Source organism: Litorivivens sp. (genome assembly GCF_057445395.1).
Genome location: NZ_JBVBUV010000016.1, coordinates 48099 through 64836 on the forward strand (window position 1 = coordinate 48099; position 16738 = coordinate 64836).

The following is a 16738-nucleotide window of genomic DNA, read 5'->3' on the forward strand; positions in this document are numbered from 1 at the left end:
ATGAATGACACCGCTACTTTGATTGAAGCCCGACCGCCACAGCAAGCGCGCGGCCGCGAGCGCTTCGAGCGCATCCTGCATGCTGCCGAGAAACAGTTACTCGCACGCGGAATAAGCGACTTTTCCATCCCCGAGCTGGCCAGCAAACTGGGGTATACCCGCACTAGTGTTTATCATTTTTTCCCCACTCCTTACGCAATTCTCAATGAGTTAACCCGCCGCCACCTGCTCACCATTGAGCAGCAGGTAGAGAAGCTCAGCAAAAGTATCGAAGGAAAACGCTGGCAACAGGTCATTGAGGAAGTTTCGAACCTGGTCGCAGATTATTACAACGCGCACCCAGTAGCCGGCATTTTGATTCTGGGGAGTGTGGCAAGCCACGAAAGCCACCGCGCGATGCACCTGACTATCGTGCATCTGGGCAAACATGTGGAAAATCTGATGGAGCTTATTGGCGTTTCCCTGCCCAGCCACGAGCCAGACGCCAAGGCGCTCACAGTGGAGCTGGGCACCGCCTGCCTGCGGCTATCCTACTTTCTGCACGGTAAAATCACCGACGCATACCGGCAGGAATGCACCAATGCAATGATTGGTTATCTGAACCGTTTTATAGAGTCAAAAGGCTAGAACGACCAGGTAACGTCCACACCGTAGACCCTCGGATCACCATACCCCTGATTAAACGTGCCGATGGAGTCCGTGACTGCAACGGTACTATTGATATAGCGCTTGTCCAGAATATTGGTTCCATAGGCTGTTACGCGCCAGTCGCCCGCATCATTCATCCAGGTCAGGCGCAGATCAACAAGCACGTATTCGTTAGCGCCAGCATTGCGTTCGTCGTCGCGATAGACCTCTGCCGAGGTCGCATCCAGCCCGAAGAAAACATCACCCTTGTAGCTGATATCCAGCCGCGGCGTGATCAGGCCAATGTCGGTGGGAAAGGTCATCTGCAGGCCCAATGAAGCGCTTTCTTCCGGTGCCGCAGGAAACGGTTCACCGCTACGATCTACCGGGACGGCATTGCCGCGTAGCGCCAGCTCCTTCAGGTCGGTATCTTCAAACTCACTGTAAAAATAGTTATTGTTACTGTAGTTCAGCGATACCACCGCGCCCGCAAACGGCAGCCAGCTCAGCTCCATCTCGCTACCCCGAATCGTCGCCTCCCCGGCGTTGGTAAACACCACAATCAGATTACCGGCGGAATCATTCGACACGGTGACCAGCTGCATATTGCGGTAATCCATGTTGTAGGTAGCGATATTCAGCCGCATCCGCCGATCCAGCAAATCCATTTTGAAACCCAGCTCTAGATTGGCGACTTCTTCGGGCTCAATGCGTGCCAGCCCTTCCACGCCACGCGGTTCAGAAAATCCCGACTTGAATCCGTCGCTGTAAGTAAAGTACGTGGTCAGTGCCTCAAAGGGTGTGTTCTCCAGCTGATACTCATCAAACACGTAACTCAGGGAGAGCATCGGGGTAACCTGGCTGAAGGTTTCGTCCGCATCAAAACGAGAGGTATTGGCCCAGTCCATCTTGTAGTCGGGAATGCCATCCCCGTCCTGATCGCGAAACACATTACTCGCAATGCCAACCGGATCTTCCAGCCACGATCCGGCAAAGGTATAAAGCCCCTTGGTCTGCCCGCCAGACAACGCTGCCAGCGGACCAGGCGGTGTCAGTGGCACATAGCGTGGATCTGCCGCTTGCAGTCGTGTCGTTAAATCGTTGAGATCGGTACCAATCACGGTGAGCCCGGACTTTCTAACCTCCTGGGTGTAGCGCACACCCAGGGTTAACTGCAGGGCCTCAGTCAGGTCATAGGAGGCCTGCAGAAAGGCTGCGTAGGTCGCATTGTCGAGCTCAAAATCTGACTGCAATAGCGGATCACCGGTCAGAGCACCCACCACCGGCGTGGTACCCAGGGGCGATGCCGGTCGGGTGGGGTTCTGCCCCGACGCCAATTGGCTCAGACTGGTGGCATCCAGCCCAATCAGGTTGGTCAACAGGGTAAAGGTTTCGGTATTGCGCTCGGCCGCTGCAAACAGGCCGGTGGTAAAGTTAAGGCGGTTGTTAAGCGCCGAACCGTTCAGCTGAAGCTCCAGACTGTAGGACTTTCGAATACTGGGCTCATTGTTGTAAGCCTCGTTGTAGTCCATGGGCCCGCCGTCGTTGTCGGCAGTCTGAATCGGGCCTTCTTCCGCGCGACGCACCCCGAGTATGGCCTTAAGCAGATAGTTTTCTGTGAGCTCCCATGTCGCAGTCGAACCAAACAGCACCGACTGGAAATCCTGTTCCAACATAGGGTTCGGACCTTTATCTGCAGTAAGATCGCCCTGCTGTTCACGACTGTTAGACTCACAGTTTTCACGAAATGCGCGCCCCTGTGACGCATCGGTATCTCCAGCCCAAAGTAACGCCAAACCATCAACAAACAACGCGTCATCACGTGTGATATTGCAGTTGGTATTGGTCATAACACCACTGGAATCGCCGAAGAACAGCAGGTTTTCAACGGTCAGCGTATCGCTTGCGTCCCAACGGGTCTGAAACAACGCGGAAATACCCTCTTCGGAGTTACTGCGCGCGTCGTCCCCCACATCTTTCATGTAGCCTTCGTTGTACACCGCGTTAAAGGCTACGCGGGTAAAAAAGCGATCGGTTACCGGAAGGTTTACGCCTGCCCGTAACTTTCGGGTATCGTAGCTGCCCAGCCCCGCTTCCACATAGCCCTCAAATTCTTCGTGAGGTTTGGCCAGGGTAAGTACCAATGCGCCGCCCGTGGTGTTTTTACCAAATAGCGTACCCTGTGGGCCGCGCAACACCTGCAGACTGTCCACATCTACCGTGTCGAGCAACTGACCGTCCGCACGCGGCAAAAATAGCCCGTCCAGATATACCCCAACGGTGGGGTCCACCCGCACAAAACCGGTACGCTCACCAATACCGCGAATATAAATTTGGTTGCCCTGCCCTTTGTTGATCTGCAGGGAAGGCACACTTTTGGAAAGGTCCTGAACATTATCGATACCGGCATCACGCAGATCTTCGCCGCTCAGAGCGGTGACCGCGAGGGGCGTTTCCTGAATGTTCTCCTCGCGTTTTCGTGCAGTGACCACTACCTCCTCAATTACATCGCGCACGGCACGGGACGTTTCCGCCCACCCCGGCACTGAAGTAGTCAGAAATGAGAAGGCGAATAGCGCCAGAGCCACAGGACGACGAAACATGAGATCTCCTCGAAGACAGGGAGCCATCGCCCGCACTGCCTTGGCATTATTGTTTATTTTTGGACAGTAAAGACTAAACGAGAAGCATTGGACAGTCGATGAACGGAAATTAACGCACGTGTGCCTGATCCCTAATCAGGCGGCCTGACGAAGCGTCGTCAGCAGGCTTGCCAATTCCTCACGATTGCGCGGCGGCTTGACGCAGTCGCGACACGCCAGCGCATCTCTGGCGACAACGGAAAAACTGTCCTGCACTGTAAAATCACCTGTACTGGCCTGACGCCCCTCCTCACTCAGATCTATCGGCGGTGCGCCGATAAACTCTACCGCGATTTTGCCGGGACTGACCTGATAGCGGGCAAATCCGATACCCACAAACTGGTGGGCAGACCATGCCTGCGGGCCGTCTGTATCAAACAGCCTGATTGAGGCGCCACCGGTGCCGACCATGACTTGCACATAACCAAACGGATTAGGCGAGCCAAAACTCATTGGCTCAGAGCGTTGATACACATGATCGTGACCAACCAGCAACATATCCACGCCATAGCGCACAATAATGTTTTCCTCCAGCGCCACCAGCGCCGGGTTGGCCGGACTGCGACCGTCCTGGTCGGTCCAGATCGGGAAATGCTGCATGACCACGATAAAGTCAATCTCGCCGGCAGCACGGCGTACAGCGGCCAGCGACAGATCCGCCTCGATATTCAGCAGTTCCTCCGGCAAGGTGCCGTCATTGATCAAAGCGCCCGCCGTAGTCACCAGAAAGTGCACGCGGTTGACGTCAAAAGCGTAAAAACTGCTACCGGGGTTGTCGCCAGTAATTATTGAGGTAAAAGGCTTTCCTGGATGGGTAAAGCGGTTCTTGAAGGCATCGCCGCCAAAATCTTTCTCCTCATGATTGCCGGGCGCTGCGAGCATGGGACGCGTCGACAGCAGAGGTTCCTGCTGGGCAAACCAGGTATCCCAGACTGGCTGGTCGCCATTTGCGTAGGACAGATCACCGGCGATTAACAATAGGTCCGACGGCGTTTTGAGCATTTTCTCTGTCACCTGCTGCGCCAATGCGCCGGTACCCTGGTCACCGTAGTGAATAAAGCTCCACTGCTGCGCCGGCATGGGTAGGACTTTACGGACTTCCGACCACCCTCCCTCATCCGATCCCACCCGATAACAAAACGCTTTGTCTGGGGGAAGATCACGCGCCATAGCGCGATGAGTCAGTGATTCCAGCCCCGTTGTTGGCTCAGCTCTGGCTTGCACCCGGTGCTTCAGCGGCAGTGACAAGGCCTCCTCCGCGGTATCTGCATCCACTGCAGCGTATTCCAGAAACGATGCCGGAGCCTCTGTACCATTCGTAAACCAGGTCAGCGCCCGCGAGCTTCGCGCATGCTCGGTAAAGCTGACATGCAGCCCGCGCGGCGGGTGTGTGGCGGGAGTCTCGGCTGGCGGCGGTTCAGGTGTTGGCTCTTCAGTGTCTGGGACAGGTGTCTCAACTGCAGGTGATTCAGCATCGTCGGGCGTTGGTGCGAGGGTGGATTTATCATCGTCACCACAGGCTGCCAATAGCAATGAGCCCGCGCTGGCTGCAATAAAACGACGGCGAGAAAAATCTGAGGTAGTCATGGCGCAACTCGTAATCAGGTTGCGCCGAAGCTTAACGACCGCAGATGACAGTCGCGTGAAACCAGAGTAGCGCTGTTTACTTCAGCGCGTCTTCCTCGCTCACCACCGGACGGCTTTCCCGCGTGCCGCGCATTGCGTGGCTCTTCGGTGGTCGGTTACCGTCATCGTGCGCCAGAATCACGTGGTCGTCATGTACTTCCAGTAATACTCCCACGAAGGGCATGTCGCCAAGACTGCCATCGACCCGATAACTGACGACATCGCCGGGCTTAAAGGTAGCTTCATCAAAATTAAAGGAGAACGGGCACTTTTCTTCGCCCGGTTGAACCATATCTTTCATGGGAACATCCTGCAGAGCCTGGCGGCATGAGCCAAATTTAGTTGTACAACATTGTAGTTCATTAATGCGGTAAATCCTATGCTTGGCCTGCCAGCAGGTAACGCAGTAACAGCGCCAGCAACTCCTCCCGGAATGCCGGGTCTTTCAGGGCCTGCGGCCGTTCGCGCAGCGCTGCCGTCAGACAGGATTCGAGCGTATGGCGGGCCAGAAAAGCCTGCATATCGCGATCGCCTGCGCGTACACTGGCCTCATGCTGTGAGAGAAACAACGCAAACCAGTCAGCCCACGACGGGTTGGATTCGGCCTGGGTGCGCTGATTGACCCGTTCGCGCACATCCAGTGCCTGATGATAGCGCTGATAAAAATCCGGCGATATCTGATACAGCTGGTAGAGAAAATCAGCTTCCATTCCAATGATCGCCTCAAGCGTGCCCGCAAAGGATTGTGCCGATAATTTCCAGATACGGGTAAATTCCAGCGTGGCTTCATCTGCCAATTGCTGCAGCCGCTCCTCATACACATCGGCAAGCACCGCCTCCTTGTTCGGGAAATACTGGTATACCGACGCAATATTTACCCCCGCCACGTCAGCGATGCGTTGGGTGGTCAGACGGTCTGGCCCTTCGGTTTCAAGTATGCGGATACAGGCTTCGCGAATGGCCCGCACCAGTTCAGCAGAGCGGCTCTGCTTGGGCCGCTTGCGCGGCCGGGGCAGTTCACCGGCCATCACCTGTATGCTCCATAAAAATGTAAGTATGCCTTTCGAAAACTCAAGTACTGCATTTTTAGCCTTTATTTTCAACGTGATACATAACAACAAAAAATATAAAACCGCAGTTGTGGCCGTAATAACCACACCGTAGATTACTGTCATCACTCTTGGATTACGGTAACCCATGTACTTCGACTTTGACTACTACTGGCGAGTTATTCGCTATGTCTGGCGTTTAAAACAGTGGCCCAAACGGCGCCGAGTGCTGCTCAGACTACTGGTATTAACACCGCCACTGACCCTGTTTCACGGCCTATGTTTCTTGCTCGACTATCTACTATTTCCCCGGCTCTGGCGACAAAAGGTAAAGCAACCGGTCTTTATCGTCGGCCATGCGCGCAGCGGTACCACGCTAATGCATCGATTGATGTCAGCAGATGGCGAGCGCTTCAGCTACTTTCTTTACTGGGAAACCTTGTTCCCTTCACTGCTGCAGAAAAAATGCATACGCCTACTGGGCAGGGTCGATGCCTTTTTTGGTGGCCCTATTGTGAAAAAACTAAAGGCCTGGGATGAAAAAACCTTTGGCCCCTTCCGTCATATGCATGACATGAGCTTGTGGAATTCGGAGGAGGACCAGTTTGTTATGCGCGCAGCCTTTGTCACCCAACAGTGGGCAACTGACCTGCCAGTGATGAACGAGATTGATCTGTTCCATGTGGACCAGATGCCACGCAAACGCAAACGTTGGCTGAACCACTACCGCGAATGTGTCAAACGTCAACTATTACTCAATGGCGGTGACAAAATTCACCTCAGCAAAAACCCGGTGATGAGCGGCTGGGTAGGCTCACTGATCGAAGCATTTCCCGATGCTCGTATTGTCGTCATGATGCGCGATCCCAGTCAGTGTATCCCCAGTCTGCTGAAACTGGTTGAGATGTCCTGGCGACATCAGGGCTGGAAGCCAGAAGAGTATCAAGACTCCCTGAATACACTGCGTGACATTTCTTTCGAAACATTCCACAACCCAGCGCGACAGCTGGCGCAACAACCCGAGACGCCACACTGCGTGGTGGACTATCGCAAGCTGACCCGCACCCCGCGCGAAACCGTGCACGCGGTATATGACGCGCTGGGGTTGGAGCTCTCGGAAAGCTTTGACCAGTATCTGCAAGCACAGGCCGAGCGGGAGAAAAATCACGCGTCAAAATTCGAATACAGCCTTGGCGAGTATGCACTGACCGGCGCCGCTATCGAGGCAGAGCTCGAACCCTTTTATCAACAGTACAACTGGCCACGCGCGGCCAGTCACGGCGCAAACGGAGAATAATAATGGCACAAGAACAAACGACAGACGCACTCAAGCAGCAATTGCGCAGCGCTTTTGACGACATGATTCAGAGCTTTCAGGAGGCTCGGGATGCCATCGACAACCCGGCCCTTTACCCTCCGCCAGCAAACGAGCGTAATCTCGCCGAGGGCTATCGCTACCTATTGGGCTTTATGCTCAGCGGCATCGAACGCACCTTGGCAGACCCACTCTATCCACGCTTCCGCCGGGCCATACAAACCACAAACCGGGCAACCATCGACAATGCCGATGCGGTTTATCTGATGGCGGAAATTGACGGCAATCACAGTTATCGCGTGCGCGGCAAAGCGGCCGACACCAGACACTGGCGCGGAGAAACGCCTGCCGATGGCATCACAGCGCCGCAGTATGTGATATTCGAGCTGTCCAGTGGTTATGCCGGCGATTCGGGCAAGCTGTCAGAAATGCAACCGGGAACGCGCATCAACACCAGCACGCTCGATAGCAGTGAATTACTCGTTGCGGATGATGGCAGTTTTGACATCCTGATTGCACCGGAAAAGCCGGCCAACTACAACGGCAATTTCATGCTCAGCAAGCGCACCAGTCGCGATGTGGAACATGTCGGAAGGTATCTGACCTGTCGAGAGCTATTTCACGACTGGGCCAACCAAGATGTCATGGATCTGGAAATTTTGCGAATCGGCTGTGAAAACGAGGTCAAACCACCGCTATCTGCCCGGGAGGCTGCCGAGCATCTACGCGAAGTGGGCAGGATTGCGCGCAATCAGGTGCACTTCTGGAACGCCTTTAACGCGATCACCCTGGAAACCTATGGCCAAGTACCCGGCGGCATCAGCGAAAAAATGGGAATGGATAGACCCTTTATGCCCGTCAACGATATGAACCCGCCCAACGCGCTCGGCTTGGCAACAGGGGGCGGCCAGAGCAGCAATATTTACGCAGGAGGCACCTACCTGCTCGACGACAACGAAGCGCTGATCATTGAAACAAAGACGGTCATCGAACCTGCCTTTATCGGCTTTCACCTGGCCAATTTATGGGGCGAGTCACTCGACTTTGAAAGCTATCCCAGCAACATCAACGGTCATCTTATGGAATCTGACCCCGATGGTTACCGGCGCTGGGTGGTCTGCCACCGCGATCCTGGCATTGCCAACTGGGTCAGCACCACTGGACTTCCTCACGGTTACACATCACTGCGTTGGACTTACCCGACACCCCCGCCAAAGGAACACTGGCCTACGCTGAAAGTCGAGAAAGTTGCGTTCGAAGATATCCGAAAGAAACTGCCACATGCCAGAACCGTTAGTGAACAGGAACGCGCTGATCAGCGTCTCATTCGCCACCGCCACGTACAGCGTCGCTATCGCCAATATTAAGGAGACATCATGCATTCATTGAAAGGTAAAACGGCTTTTATTACTGGCGCCAGCCGTGGCATCGGTCGTGCAATCGCGACACGTTTTGCAGCTGAAGGCGCCAGCGTTGTTCTGTGCGCTTCCCGACTGGGGGCCCACGGCGATCTGCAAGGCACATTGGAAGAAGCTGTTGCACAGATCAATGCCAGTGGCGGTAACGCCGCCGCTCAGGTCTGCAATCTTCTGGACGAAACAGCCCGTGCCGACCTGATAGCACAGGCCAGCCAACACTTTGGACCGATTGATATACTCGTCAACAATGCGGCAACCTCCGTGATGAACATGCCGAGTCAGGTTAGTACCAAACACCGCAATCGTATGTTCGACCTCAACGTGAACGTCCCAGTAGAACTTGCCCAGCAGGCCTTGGCCGGTATGCGAGAACGTGGCGCTGGTTGGGTACTTAATTTGAGCAGCGCCACGATCAATCAGCCAACTGTGCCGTATCGAGACTCTCGCGAAGCAGCGCTGGTCATCGGTGCCTACGGTGCCAGCAAGGCTGCACTGGCTCGCTACAGCGAGGCACTTGCCCACGAACTTGCGCCAGAAAAAATCTACGTCAATACGTTGGCCCCCGAGGCCATTGTACTGACCTCCGGCGCTGACTATGTGCGCAATATTGCGCGCAACAACCCAGACATGGTCGAACCGGTGGAAATGATGGCTGAAGCTGCGTTGGCGCTGTGCTCACGCTCGCTGGTCGGTTTAACCGCCTATAGTCGTCAACTGGTGCACAGCCTCGGACTGGAGGTGCATAGCCTGGACGGCACCACTGTTTTGGGTGACGCCTTTGCCCCCGCTGATGTGAATACCACTGTCTGAGCATCGCCTGGGAGTGACGCGGCGGCAGTCACCCCGTCGCGTCATTACCGCAGGGGTCGCATTTACTGTAAACTCAGGTGCGATTACCAGGTTCCGCTATGGGGTGATTTCTCGTGACAGTGCCGCATTTCAGCTACCCAAACGCAGTAACGCACAGCCCGGCCAGTCAGCGGGATGCAAAGTGAAAGTACGCGCTGGTTTCATTCTTTTGTGGCTATTCGCCATACCCGCCGCTGCCGAGTGCACCTTGAACCCGGCAAATCTGCGCGCCCAGTACCAGATAATCCAGCAGCAGCCGGGCGCGGAAAAAAAACACACGCTAGTGTTATGGCGCAGTAATAATCAATCCCTTCATCAGCGCCCCGATCAAGGTATCAGCGATCATTGGCGTTGGCTGCGTGATGGCGAGATTGCACACATTCGTTTCTTCGAACACTTTGACCGGGGTGTCGCACTACCAACTGTCACCACTGACTGGTCAGCAAAATATCAACTGCTGTCCGACAATGCCCTGCAGCAAATGACACTGGAGGAGCGCAGTGGCAGCGGCTGTCAGCGCCTTGAAAAATATCGCCGCCAACTGCGCGATGGCACATTGATTGTGTGGTGGAATCCGGACCTGGAACTGGTTGTGCTGCTGGACCGGCAGATGAGCGACAGCACTACCACCATGAAACTGGTGGATTTCGACACTGACGACGAACTTGTCAAAACTGAAATATCCCGTCGGTTGTCGCTACCGGTAACCGAGCTTGATACCGTGAAACAGAACGCTGAATTTGCTCAGGCGGTTCTGCAAAGCCTTTAAACTCCCTGAATTGTGTAGCATCCGACACCGCCTTCACTGAAACCCATTTCAATTTTGTTGCCCATCGAGCTTCGCGAAAGCAAATTCAAAAGCCCGATGACCGAAAATACCGGTGAACTGTCAGAAAACGCTATTGGCCAACGTTCAAGTGAAGCGCACAGTAGTGTGCTATGGCAACACAATAGCGATAAAGGAGGCCATGATGAGCAAACTGGATTACCGGATTTTCGACGCCGACCATCACTACTACGAAGCAGAAGACGCTTTTACTCGTCATATTGACCGAAAGATGGAACGTCGCTGCATGCAGTGGGCCGATATCAATGGAAAGCGCAAATTGCTGGTGGGCGGCAAGCTCTGCCCCTTTATTCCGAATCCCACCTTCGACCCGGTAGCCAAACCGGGCTGTATGGATGATTTCTTTCGGGCCAAAAACCCAGAGGGCAAAGGCCTGAAAGAACTGTTTGGCGAGCTAGAGCCCATTCGCCCCGAATACCGCGACCGAGATGCCCGCGTCGCACTGATGGACAAGCAAGGCATTGAAGGCATGCTGATGTTTCCCACGCTGGGAGTAGGCATGGAGCAAGCACTGAAAGACGACCCGGAAGCCATTAGCGCCGCCTTCTACGCCTTTAACCGCTGGCTGCAGGACGACTGGGGTTGTAACTACCAGAACCGTATTTACGCTGCACCCTATATTAGCCTGGTAGAGCCAGCCTTTGCGGTAAGCGAACTGCAATGGGCACTGCAGCACGACGTTCGGGTAGTTGTCATGCGCTCGGGCCCGGTGATGCACCCCAATGGTAATCGTAGCTTGGGCCATCCGGATCACGACGCATTCTGGGCGCTAGCCAATGAAAGCGGTATTACCGTGGCCTTTCACTCCGGTGATTCGGGCTACCACCAGTTCAATGAGTTCTGGGGCGAAGGCGGCCACATGAAAGCCTTTGGCACCTCACTACTGGGCAGTGCATTGAGCGCCAACCCAATCTCCGACACGGTGGCCTCCCTCATCATTGATGGTGTGCTGGATCGCTACCGCAATCTCAGGATTGCCACCATCGAGTCCGGTTCAGGCTGGGTGAAGCCATTGCTCAAATCTCTGAAGAAAACCTATGGCCAGTTTCCACAAGCCTTCAAACGTGATCCGTCAGAAGCCCTGCGCGAGCAGGTTTGGGTTTCACCCTACTACGAAGACGATATGCAGGAATTGAAGTCTGTCATCGGTGCCGATCGTATTTTATTTGGCTCAGATTACCCGCACGCTGAGGGGCTAAAAGTACCGATGAGCTTTATAGACGATATTGCTGATTTCTCGGCGCAAGACCAGCGCCTAATCATGCGTGAAAACGGCATGGGGTTGATTCAGCGGCAAGGCTAGGAAAGCACCGGCTGCTACCTGCTGGGTAGCAGCCGGCCTTGCCGGCGAAGACATCTCAAGAGAGGCTAACGCAGGTACTGCGCACGATATTCGGCAAACTGCTCTTTCAAGCCTTCTTCCGAAAACCCAAACTGCTCCAGCGTATATTCGTGGCTAGGACGCGCTTCGCGCTTGTTTTCCTCACGCCACTTTTCCATAGCCGCCCTTGCTTCTTCGGTAAACGTCATGCCGATGAAGTCGTATACCGCCTGCGCCGGTACCATCGGGTTGGCCACGGTATCTTTGTACCAGACATCAATAAATGCGTCCGGCTTGGATTGACGAGTTTGCATGGTGTGCAGCATGCCCCGCGCGTACTTTGCAGCCCACTGTTCGCCGACCACTTTGGGATCGGGCTCATCGGCGCACATGATCCACAGGTTGTAGTTCATGCTGGCGGCAGACGGAATGGTCTGCAACGGATCACGATGGGTCTGAATGATTTTCGCATCCGGGAACACCCGCAACAAAGTAGCAACATGATGCAGGTGGTGTGGCGTTTTCAGTAACCAGCGCTCTGCCTGCTGCCCCTTCTGCTTTTTCTGCCACTGCAAGCTCTGCAGCTGGCGCTTCAGGTATTCGTAACCGGGTGTATTATCGTGGGTGTCGTTCCACTTGCCATAAGTGGGCACATTGCAAAATGCATCCGGCACCGTACTGTAGAAGCTGTGCTCCAGCAGCATGATGTCTTCATCTGGCGCGTGCGGATCCATCGGATGAATAGCGGCCAGCTCCGGGTTGGCCTCAAGCATGGCGGCCACTTCGGCCTCGCCTTCCACTATGCGCTGGTCGGTTTTCGTCGGTGTCCAGTCCATATAAGGCGCGGGGTTACGCACCTCGTACCACAGCGGCGCATAGAAGCGTGAGTCACTGGCCAGTACCCGGTGAAACATGGTGGAACCGGTTCGCTGCAGCCCGATGATAACTACCGGCGCGGTAATCTGCTCGTCCAGTATCTCCGGGTGCCGCGCAATCCAGCCTTCAGTGCGCAGGCGATTGCACAGAATATTCAGAATGCGCTGGTACTGGGTGAAGCGGCCAACGGCATTGAGGTTCGCCTCTTCGTTGAGTGATTTGACCAACACTTCGAAGGGCTCACGAAAGGATTCATCACCAAAATCGTGTAAACCGGTTGCGTCTTGCGCTGCTTTTAACAACCCATCAACACTGAGTTCAACGTGCGGAATTTCTTGCTCTGACATGGGTACTAAATCCTCGATTACTTCAGGCTGTCAGTTTTAACAACGCGGGTGGTCGGGTGCACAATTTCCTGTGCACCTATCCAGCGAAACCCTAAGGTGCCCTTGCGGTGGCCGGCTGTGGTCAGCCAGTTGGGGTGACCCGGATCATGCTCGCCAATCACAATCTGCACACTGCCGTCATCATTGTATTTGGCGGTATGCTTGTTCACGTGAATTTTCAGGTAACGGTAGTCGAGGGACTCCATCCAGTAATTGTCGACCTGCAGATTCCAGTTTTCGCAGTCGGGAATACGCGGCACCTCAACCACCAACGATTCGTCTTCAGCGAGATCATAGTAACTGTGGTAATAGAAAATATTGGGGTCGCCACCGATTTTCTGGCAGTAGGCCTGATCGGCCGGCGGCAGCTCATTGGGCTTATCCAGAAAGGACTGTGCCCAGTCGGCGAACAGGGTTGCGGTACCCTGCACAAAGCCCGCCGTTTTCATAAGGTTTTCGGCAAGCACTGCCGGATCTAGCGGTGCGGGCACCACGCCGTCTTCGAGAATTCGTTCAATTTTCAGATCGGCAATGGTTTCCTGGCTACGATCCAGGAAGGTCTGACGCACTAACACGGCAATCGTGTCGTCAGTGATCTTCAGCCAGTTGCCCGGTTTGGGCTCGCGGCTGAGAACAATCTCAATGGTGCCATCGGCGTTCGCGGTGAGGTCACCGTGTGTATCTATCGCGCCCACTGAGCGCATGTTGGCGTCTTCATCTTCGTAGCCACCGGCAATCGCTATCAGCCCCAGATAGGCAACCGTACCGCGCGTACCGGTGATTCGGTAATCGTGCTTGCCGTTGATCTCGGCGCGCTGATAGTAATTGTCGGGATTATCTGCGCCAATTTTGGCGGTTTCATGAGAAGGCCGATAGAACGTGGGGAAATCCCGGTCGCTGCACTCCATGAACATATCGAGCGCAATGCGGGTAAGACGCGTCAAATAGCGCCAGCCCTCGGCTCGCGTGAAGGCGTCTGCCGGCGCTTCCGGCCGCATAATCTGCTTACCGGTTTCCTTGAGTGTGTCACAAAAGGCTTCCCAGGCGGAGCCATCTTCTACCGAGCGAACCAAATCCTTGTTAGACATGAGAAACCTTTGCGCTGCTGATCAACATAGCGAAAAATTCTTGCAGATCAGCGTGCTGGCAACATCACCCAGACAGGTGAACCTTGCCCGAACAGCGCAGTTAAAGCTGGACCAGCAGGTACCCGCCCTGCACAAGCACCAACAGCACAACGCCACCCCAGACAAAAACTGCTGTACTGTGCGGCGTGATTAGGCCGTCACTGCGCGCGCCCTTATGAACGATGGCGTGCGCCAGCGTCCATGCGGTGTGCAGCGTTACCAGCAGCGCAACACCCAACCAAAGCATACTCATAGGGCTTCCGATACATCCTTGAAATACGTGTTTATTGTAGGCGATGAATGCGGGCGCCAGCCACCCGTTGTCAACGGTTCAACTCGCCGAAATCCAGCGCTCTATCGCCGAGCTGTTCGCGCACAGCCGCGTACCAGGCCGCTGGATTATCCAGATCGCCCTCAGCATCCAGTGGTGGGTATTCCAGGGCATAGTGCTCGCAAAAATGACGCAGTTTGGGATAACCCCACTCGAAAAACAAACGCTGGTATGTAGCCTCATCAATGCGAGTATTATCATACAGGCCAGCCAGCTGGCGCTGCCGCAGAGCCTCACTTAGGATAATCCCCGCCGCCACCGAGACATTAAAGGATTGCACCATACCCACCATAGGAATGGTCACCTCGATATCGGCAGCGCGTCGCCCTTCCCGGCTGACACCTTCCTTCTCTGCACCCAGCAACAACGCGGTCGGCCGAGTGTAGTCGACATCTCTGAAATCCACCGAATTTTCAGACAGGTTGGCAGCCACGATCTGAACACCCTGCGCTTTGAGGGGCTCAACCGCCTCGTCCAGCGCCGTATAACGATTCACCTTCACCCAACCGTGACTACCCTTGGCAGTGCCACGAAAAGCCTTATAATCCTTGTCGCCAATGACACAATGAACAGCCATAGCGCCCACAGCATCTGCGGTACGGACTATCGCCGACAGGTTGCGCCCCTTGTGCACATAGTCAGTAACCACAGTCAGGTCCGGCTGGCGACTCTGCAGTACGCGCTGTATCCGGGCTTTTCGTTCCGGCGTCACGTGATTTCCTCACCGGCATCGAGCACCCAGCAGCGGTCGTGTAGGGTAAACCCCAGCTTCGGGTAGTAATCCTGTGCCAATGGAGCCGCCAGCAGAATAATACGCGTTTTGGCACCCAGCTGTTTGCGGGTGTAGCGGATCAGCTCGCGACCGACCCCCTGATGCTGGTATTCCTTGTCTACGGCGATATCCGACAGGTAACAAGCATAGTGAAAATCGGTCAGAGAGCGCGCCACTCCGACCAGCTGCATGCCGTCCCAAGCAGTTATCAGCAAGTTGGCGCCGTGCAGCATCCCCTGCATGCATTCACGATCATCGACGGGCCGTCGATCAGCCAGCCCCGAGCGTTCCAGGAGATCGATGAATTTAACGACAGATAAGCTCTGATTGACGCGATAGCTGATAGCCACGGACCTCTCCCTGTTAGGCGAACCTGAATGATAATCGCTCAAGCAACTACTGTGAATGCTATCAATCACTTACCGGACATTTCATGTCTGGCTTTCCATTGTGAATATCCGCTATTAAGCTTGGTGATCTCTATCCGGGCTGATCCCGTAGTAAGCTCTGTGATCAGCGACAACATCGATAACCCAAAGGAAATCAACCATGATCCCAAGAACGGTTTACGAGCCGGAACACGAAATGTTCCGAGAGTCTGTGCGCAAATTTCTTGAGACCGAAGCAGCACCCTACCACGAGCAATGGGAAGAAGACGGTCAGGTCGACCGTGCGCTTTGGAATAAAGCTGGCGAACAAGGCTTTCTGGCCCCGACGGTACCCGAGGAATACGGCGGCGTTGGCGTGGATTTCCGCTACAACGCTATTGTTGACGAAGAATGTGCCCGCTCTGGCCTGACCGGTATCGGCTGGGGTCTGCACTCGGATATTGCCGTGCCCTACATCGTTCGCTACGGCACCGAGGAGCAGAAACAAAAATATCTGCCCAAGTGTGTATCCGGCGAGATTGTAACAGCCATCGCCATGACCGAGCCCGCCGCTGGCTCCGACCTGCAAGGCATCAAGACTACGGCGATCAAGGACGGCGACGACTACATCATCAATGGTTCCAAAACCTTCATTACCAATGGTCAGCACGCTGACCTAGTGGTCGTGGTCGCCAAAACCGACCCATCTGCTGGCGCCAAAGGCACCAGCCTGTTTCTGGTTGAAGCGGGCACGCCAGGCTTTGAGAAAGGCAAAAACCTGCACAAGATCGGCCTGAAAGCTCAAGACACCTCCGAGCTGTTCTTCCAGGATGTGCGCGTACCCAAGGATGCCCTGCTGGGGGAAGAAGGTATGGGCTTTATCTACCTGATGCAGGATCTGCCCCAGGAACGCCTGAACATTGCCATCCTTGCGGTTCACAGTGCCCAGGCTATTCTGGAAAAAACCGTTGAGTACGTGACCGAGCGCAAGGCTTTTGGCAAATCCGTTGCCACCTTCCAGAACACCCAGTTCAAGCTGGCTGAACTGGAAACGGAGCTGACCTCTGCCACCGTCTTTATCGATCGCTGCCTTGAGCTCCACATCGAAGAAAAGCTGGATGCGGTAACGGCGGCTAAAGCCAAGCTGCTGACCACCGACCTGCAGGGCAAAGTCATGGACGAAT

16 protein-coding genes are annotated in these 16738 nt (G+C 54.9%); 7 read left to right on the forward strand and 9 right to left on the reverse strand.

Features of this window, described 5'->3' with window-relative positions:
• Positions 1 to 627, forward strand: a complete 627-nt coding sequence (locus AC222A_RS07085) for a TetR/AcrR family transcriptional regulator (RefSeq protein ID WP_372749381.1) — start codon at positions 1 to 3, stop codon at positions 625 to 627.
• Here the strand turns inward: AC222A_RS07085 and AC222A_RS07090 are convergent.
• The 4 genes from AC222A_RS07090 to AC222A_RS07105 all read right to left on the reverse strand — a co-directional run bounded on the left by AC222A_RS07090 (position 624) and on the right by AC222A_RS07105 (position 5923).
• A complete protein-coding gene (locus AC222A_RS07090) occupies positions 624 to 3230 on the reverse strand; it encodes a TonB-dependent receptor (protein ID WP_372749382.1) in 2607 nt (868 codons plus the stop codon). The genes AC222A_RS07085 and AC222A_RS07090 overlap by 4 nt on opposite strands.
• 135 nt (positions 3231 to 3365) lie before the next feature.
• Entirely contained in the window at positions 3366 to 4856 is a 1491-nt protein-coding gene (locus AC222A_RS07095; RefSeq protein WP_372749383.1) for a purple acid phosphatase family protein, read from the reverse strand.
• Between the two features lie 76 nt (positions 4857 to 4932).
• Positions 4933 to 5187, reverse strand: a complete 255-nt coding sequence (locus tag AC222A_RS07100; RefSeq protein ID WP_372749384.1) for a reeler domain-containing protein — start codon at positions 5185 to 5187, stop codon at positions 4933 to 4935.
• An 85-nt stretch (positions 5188 to 5272) separates the two neighbouring features.
• Positions 5273 to 5923: a TetR/AcrR family transcriptional regulator gene (locus AC222A_RS07105; RefSeq protein WP_372799009.1), complete on the reverse strand. Its 651-nt coding sequence runs from the start codon at positions 5921 to 5923 to the stop codon at positions 5273 to 5275.
• Positions 5924 to 6092: 169 nt separating this feature from the next.
• Here AC222A_RS07105 and AC222A_RS07110 point away from each other — a divergent pair, with 169 nt between their 5' ends.
• The 5 genes from AC222A_RS07110 to AC222A_RS07130 all read left to right on the forward strand — a co-directional run bounded on the left by AC222A_RS07110 (position 6093) and on the right by AC222A_RS07130 (position 11676).
• Positions 6093 to 7241, forward strand: a complete 1149-nt coding sequence (locus AC222A_RS07110) for a sulfotransferase family protein (protein WP_372750150.1) — start codon at positions 6093 to 6095, stop codon at positions 7239 to 7241.
• A 2-nt stretch (positions 7242 to 7243) separates the two neighbouring features.
• The gene (locus tag AC222A_RS07115; protein WP_486774795.1) at positions 7244 to 8626 is read left to right on the forward strand and encodes a hypothetical protein; all 1383 of its coding nucleotides are present in this window, start codon (positions 7244 to 7246) and stop codon (positions 8624 to 8626) included.
• A gap of 9 nt (positions 8627 to 8635) precedes the next feature.
• The gene (locus tag AC222A_RS07120) at positions 8636 to 9487 is read left to right on the forward strand and encodes an SDR family NAD(P)-dependent oxidoreductase (RefSeq protein ID WP_372797726.1); all 852 of its coding nucleotides are present in this window, start codon (positions 8636 to 8638) and stop codon (positions 9485 to 9487) included.
• A gap of 181 nt (positions 9488 to 9668) precedes the next feature.
• Positions 9669 to 10295 carry a hypothetical protein gene (locus AC222A_RS07125; protein ID WP_372747816.1) on the forward strand — a complete coding sequence of 209 codons (627 nt, stop codon included), beginning with the start codon at positions 9669 to 9671 and terminating at the stop codon, positions 10293 to 10295.
• A gap of 199 nt (positions 10296 to 10494) precedes the next feature.
• The gene (locus AC222A_RS07130; RefSeq protein WP_372747817.1) at positions 10495 to 11676 is read left to right on the forward strand and encodes an amidohydrolase family protein; all 1182 of its coding nucleotides are present in this window, start codon (positions 10495 to 10497) and stop codon (positions 11674 to 11676) included.
• A gap of 65 nt (positions 11677 to 11741) precedes the next feature.
• On the opposite strand, the gene AC222A_RS07135 is transcribed toward AC222A_RS07130, so the two are convergent.
• The 5 genes from AC222A_RS07135 to AC222A_RS07155 all read right to left on the reverse strand — a co-directional run bounded on the left by AC222A_RS07135 (position 11742) and on the right by AC222A_RS07155 (position 15536).
• On the reverse strand, positions 11742 to 12917 hold the full coding sequence (locus AC222A_RS07135; protein WP_486774796.1) for a sulfotransferase family protein: 1176 nt from the start codon (positions 12915 to 12917) through the stop codon (positions 11742 to 11744).
• Positions 12918 to 12934: 17 nt separating this feature from the next.
• Complete coding sequence (locus AC222A_RS07140; protein WP_372747819.1) at positions 12935 to 14044, reverse strand: DUF1214 domain-containing protein; 1110 nt, start codon at positions 14042 to 14044, stop codon at positions 12935 to 12937.
• 100 nt (positions 14045 to 14144) lie between these two features.
• Positions 14145 to 14336, reverse strand: coding sequence for a hypothetical protein (locus AC222A_RS07145; RefSeq protein ID WP_372747820.1), 192 nt, complete (start codon positions 14334 to 14336; stop codon positions 14145 to 14147).
• Between the two features lie 70 nt (positions 14337 to 14406).
• Positions 14407 to 15126 carry a tRNA (guanosine(18)-2'-O)-methyltransferase TrmH gene (gene trmH, locus AC222A_RS07150; protein ID WP_372747821.1) on the reverse strand — a complete coding sequence of 240 codons (720 nt, stop codon included), beginning with the start codon at positions 15124 to 15126 and terminating at the stop codon, positions 14407 to 14409.
• Positions 15123 to 15536 (reverse strand): GNAT family N-acetyltransferase, encoded by a 414-nt coding sequence (locus AC222A_RS07155; protein ID WP_372747822.1) that lies wholly within the window; start codon positions 15534 to 15536, stop codon positions 15123 to 15125. The genes trmH and AC222A_RS07155 overlap by 4 nt, the downstream gene beginning before the upstream one ends.
• A gap of 199 nt (positions 15537 to 15735) precedes the next feature.
• Between AC222A_RS07155 and AC222A_RS07160 the strand changes: the two genes are divergently transcribed.
• The coding region (locus AC222A_RS07160; RefSeq protein WP_486774797.1) for an acyl-CoA dehydrogenase family protein at positions 15736 to 16738 on the forward strand (1003 nt) is incomplete at its 3' end.